4 protein-coding genes and 1 pseudogene are annotated in these 3,055 nt (G+C 35.2%); all 5 read left to right on the forward strand.

The features are described from left to right. Nucleotides 1-117 precede the first annotated feature (117 nt). Entirely contained in the window at nucleotides 118-612 is a 495-nt protein-coding gene (locus tag AC1DND_RS26445; RefSeq protein WP_477585654.1) for a GNAT family N-acetyltransferase, read from the forward strand. A 39-nt stretch (nucleotides 613-651) separates the two neighbouring features. Then, entirely contained in the window at nucleotides 652-1,689 is a 1,038-nt protein-coding gene (locus AC1DND_RS26450; RefSeq protein ID WP_477585656.1) for a GNAT family N-acetyltransferase, read from the forward strand. 30 nt (nucleotides 1,690-1,719) lie between these two features. Then, a complete protein-coding gene (locus AC1DND_RS26455; protein WP_477585657.1) occupies nucleotides 1,720-2,145 on the forward strand; it encodes a hypothetical protein in 426 nt (141 codons plus the stop codon). Continuing rightward, a complete protein-coding gene (locus AC1DND_RS26460; protein ID WP_477585659.1) occupies nucleotides 2,142-2,603 on the forward strand; it encodes a GNAT family N-acetyltransferase in 462 nt (153 codons plus the stop codon). Before AC1DND_RS26455 ends, AC1DND_RS26460 begins: the two co-directional genes overlap by 4 nt. Before the next feature lie 31 nt (nucleotides 2,604-2,634). Continuing rightward, nucleotides 2,635-3,055: pseudogene (locus AC1DND_RS26465) on the forward strand (polysaccharide biosynthesis protein); the annotation flags it as partial.

The following is a 3,055-nucleotide window of genomic DNA, read 5'->3' on the forward strand; positions in this document are numbered from 1 at the left end:
GGCACATGTTGATAGTTATGAATACTTTCTGGCTAAACATCTTGTTTCGTTACCAATTGATCACCGCTACAGCATAACCGATATGAAAGTAATTGTTAAAGCTTTAAAACCGCTCATATGAACACTCAGATTTACCTAAGGCCATTAGCGTTAAAAGATGCAGATGTGTCGTACAAGTGGAGAAACGATCCTGAAGTGTGGTCGTACACCAAATTTGTGTTAAAAGAGCCAATTACCGCCGAAGTTGAAAAACAATGGCTATTAAATAAACTAAATCTGACCAACGAAAAACGTTTTGCCATCTGCGTAAAAAACACCAATGAATACATTGGCAATATTCAGTTGCTCGATATCGGAAACGATAGTGCAGAATTTCACCTCTTCATCGGCGAAAAGAAATACTGGGGGAAGGGCATAGGCTATAATGCCTCTTTAATGTTGTTAAAATATGCCTTTTATAACCTTAACCTTAAACACATTTTCTTAGAAGTACATTCAGATAACCTGGCTGCTTATTCTATTTATAAAAAAGTAGGCTTTCAACCTGTTTCACAGCAGGAAGATTTCATAAAAATGGTAATTAATTCATCTGTTTTACTTGCCACAAACTAAACTAGTTACTTTAAATCTACCCTAATTTAATAGCTCGAAATGAGAAAGATTATTACAATTGATGATAAACAAGAATGGTCTGCATATGTAAAGCGTGCTTTGCATTACGATTTTTATCACACCTGGTATTATCACTCTTTAGATAAAAGTGGTTTACCTATACTGTTTGTGTATGAGGAAGGCGAAAATTACATTGCATTCCCACTTTTGAAGAGAAACATTCCTGGTTCCGATTTTTTTGATTTTACATCGGTTTATGGATATACAGGGCCTATTTCAAACATGGACTTCAATTCTTTGGACGATGATTTTATGGAACGCTTTAAAAATACATTCATAGCGTATCTCGAAACTGGTCAAAATGTAACCGTTTTTTCCAGATTGCATCCGTTTTTTAATCAGGAAAGGTTAATGGAGAAGTTTTCTGGAGTATATGCCAATGGAAAAACAGTGGCAATCGATTTAACCACAACCATTGAAAGTCAAAGGGCAGGCTACCGAAAAAGCGTAAAAGAAAAAATCAGGCGGTTACGAAAGCGCGATTATGAAGTCCGAATTTCGACCGATATTAATGATGCGGGTATATTTTCTGAAATATATACCGAAAATATGATTCGAATAGGCGCAAAAGACCATTACCTTTTTAATAATGCCTATTTCGTTGCGCTACTTTCTTCTGATGAATTTGATAGCAAGCTTTTTTTGGTGTATAAAGATGGGATAGCCATATCTGGCGCCATAGTAGTTTGTACCAAAGAAATTATGCAGGTGCACCTTTTGGCTACCAGAACCGCTTACCTGTTCGAATCGCCAGCTAAATTATTAACTGATGAAATTACCATAATTGGTAGACAATTAGGATATAAATACTTTAACCTGGGTGGGGGTGTTAATTTTAAAGAAGATAACCTTTTTGGTTGGAAGATGGGTTTCTCTAATTTATGTTTCGAATTTAATAGCTGGCGGTATATTGCCAATAATGAATTATACAATGCACTTTTAAACGAAAGATCGCTAGATCCTTTTTCGACTGTTGATTTTTTTCCACTCTACCGTAGTCCTATAATTGCTTCGTAATTAATTATTATTTCTTTTAATAAAATGGATATGCTGATTGAAAATAATGCTGCGGGCACTACTTTGCAATTAACTTTAGCGCAAAAAGACGATTGGGTAAAGTATATTAGCTTGGCTGTCGATTATGATTTTTATCATACCTGGCACTATCATGCTATGGCAACTAACGGAAGGCCCATTTTATTTGTGTATTGCGAAGCCAATAATTTTATTGCTATGCCTTTATTGGAACGTGCAATCCAGGATACGCCATATTACGATCTGCATTGCGTTTACGGATATTCAGGTCCTGTTTCTAACCTGAAATTTACCGATATGAGCGATAGTTTGAAAGAAAATTTTCTAAATGCTTTTTCAGCATTCTTATATAATGTAGAAAGTTTGGTTATATTGCTGTTGAGGCTGCCAGTCAGGAAGATATCGCTGCTTTCACGAAGCTTTATCAATCTAATATGAACCGTATTAGTGCTGCTGATTTTTATCTTTTTACTGAAGAATACTTTACCAAGCTTGTTCAGGCTACAGAATTCGACTGTAAGTTAATCCTGGTTTATTCGAACGATGATTTAGTTTGTGGCAGTATAATTATGTGTACCAATAGCATTATAGAAGGACACTTAATTGCCACTAATGCCCATTATCTTAAAAATTCTCCAGCTAAATTCTTGGTCGATGAAATTAGTGAGTTAGGTCGCAAATGGAAGATGAAATACTACCATTTAGGTGGTGGACTTGGTTATAAAGAAGATTCGCTATTTGAATGGAAACTGGGTTTTTCGAGTATGGTTTTAGATTATTGCAGTTGGCGTTTTATTGCCAATAAAGCCGTTTACAATCAGTTGGTAGAAAAATCGGGTAACCAGTTACATACCGATATAGACTTTTTCCCCCTCTATAGAATGATACCTCAATAAACTTTAAACAAATATTTAATGATTCTCAATTATGAAAAATTTCTTCTTTCCAGACAGAGCACACTCAAGGTGGTTAATTTTATTGATTGATCAGATGATCGTTGTATGGACATTGTTTATATCCATTGTATTAACCAATACATTAAACTACACCGACGTTTTTAACTCAGGCAATGCAGTTTACGTGGCACTTTATTGTTCCATCGCTGCAGGTGTTTTCATTTCACTAAGAATACACACCGGTATTATCCGTTATTCCAATACCGAAGATATTTTGAGGGTCTTCCTTGCGGTTTTTGTAACCAGCTTACTCTTTGTTAGTGTAAATAAAATACTTTCACAACGTTTTCAATTGCTTTGGCATCAAATGGATAAGGCATTGATATTGAACTTTTTTATCTCCTCATCGCTGCTTATTCTCATGCGTATTTTGGTAAAAGGAGTGTTTTTAT

The organism is Pedobacter sp. 01N416 (assembly GCF_056399685.1).

Coding starts and splice junctions, on each gene's coding strand:
- AC1DND_RS26445 (WP_477585654.1), top strand. CDS start 118: ATGAACACTCAGATTTACCTAAGGCCATTAGCGTTAAAAGATGCAGAT.
- AC1DND_RS26450 (WP_477585656.1), top strand. CDS start 652: ATGAGAAAGATTATTACAATTGATGATAAACAAGAATGGTCTGCATAT.
- AC1DND_RS26455 (WP_477585657.1), top strand. CDS start 1,720: ATGCTGATTGAAAATAATGCTGCGGGCACTACTTTGCAATTAACTTTA.
- AC1DND_RS26460 (WP_477585659.1), top strand. CDS start 2,142: ATGAACCGTATTAGTGCTGCTGATTTTTATCTTTTTACTGAAGAATAC.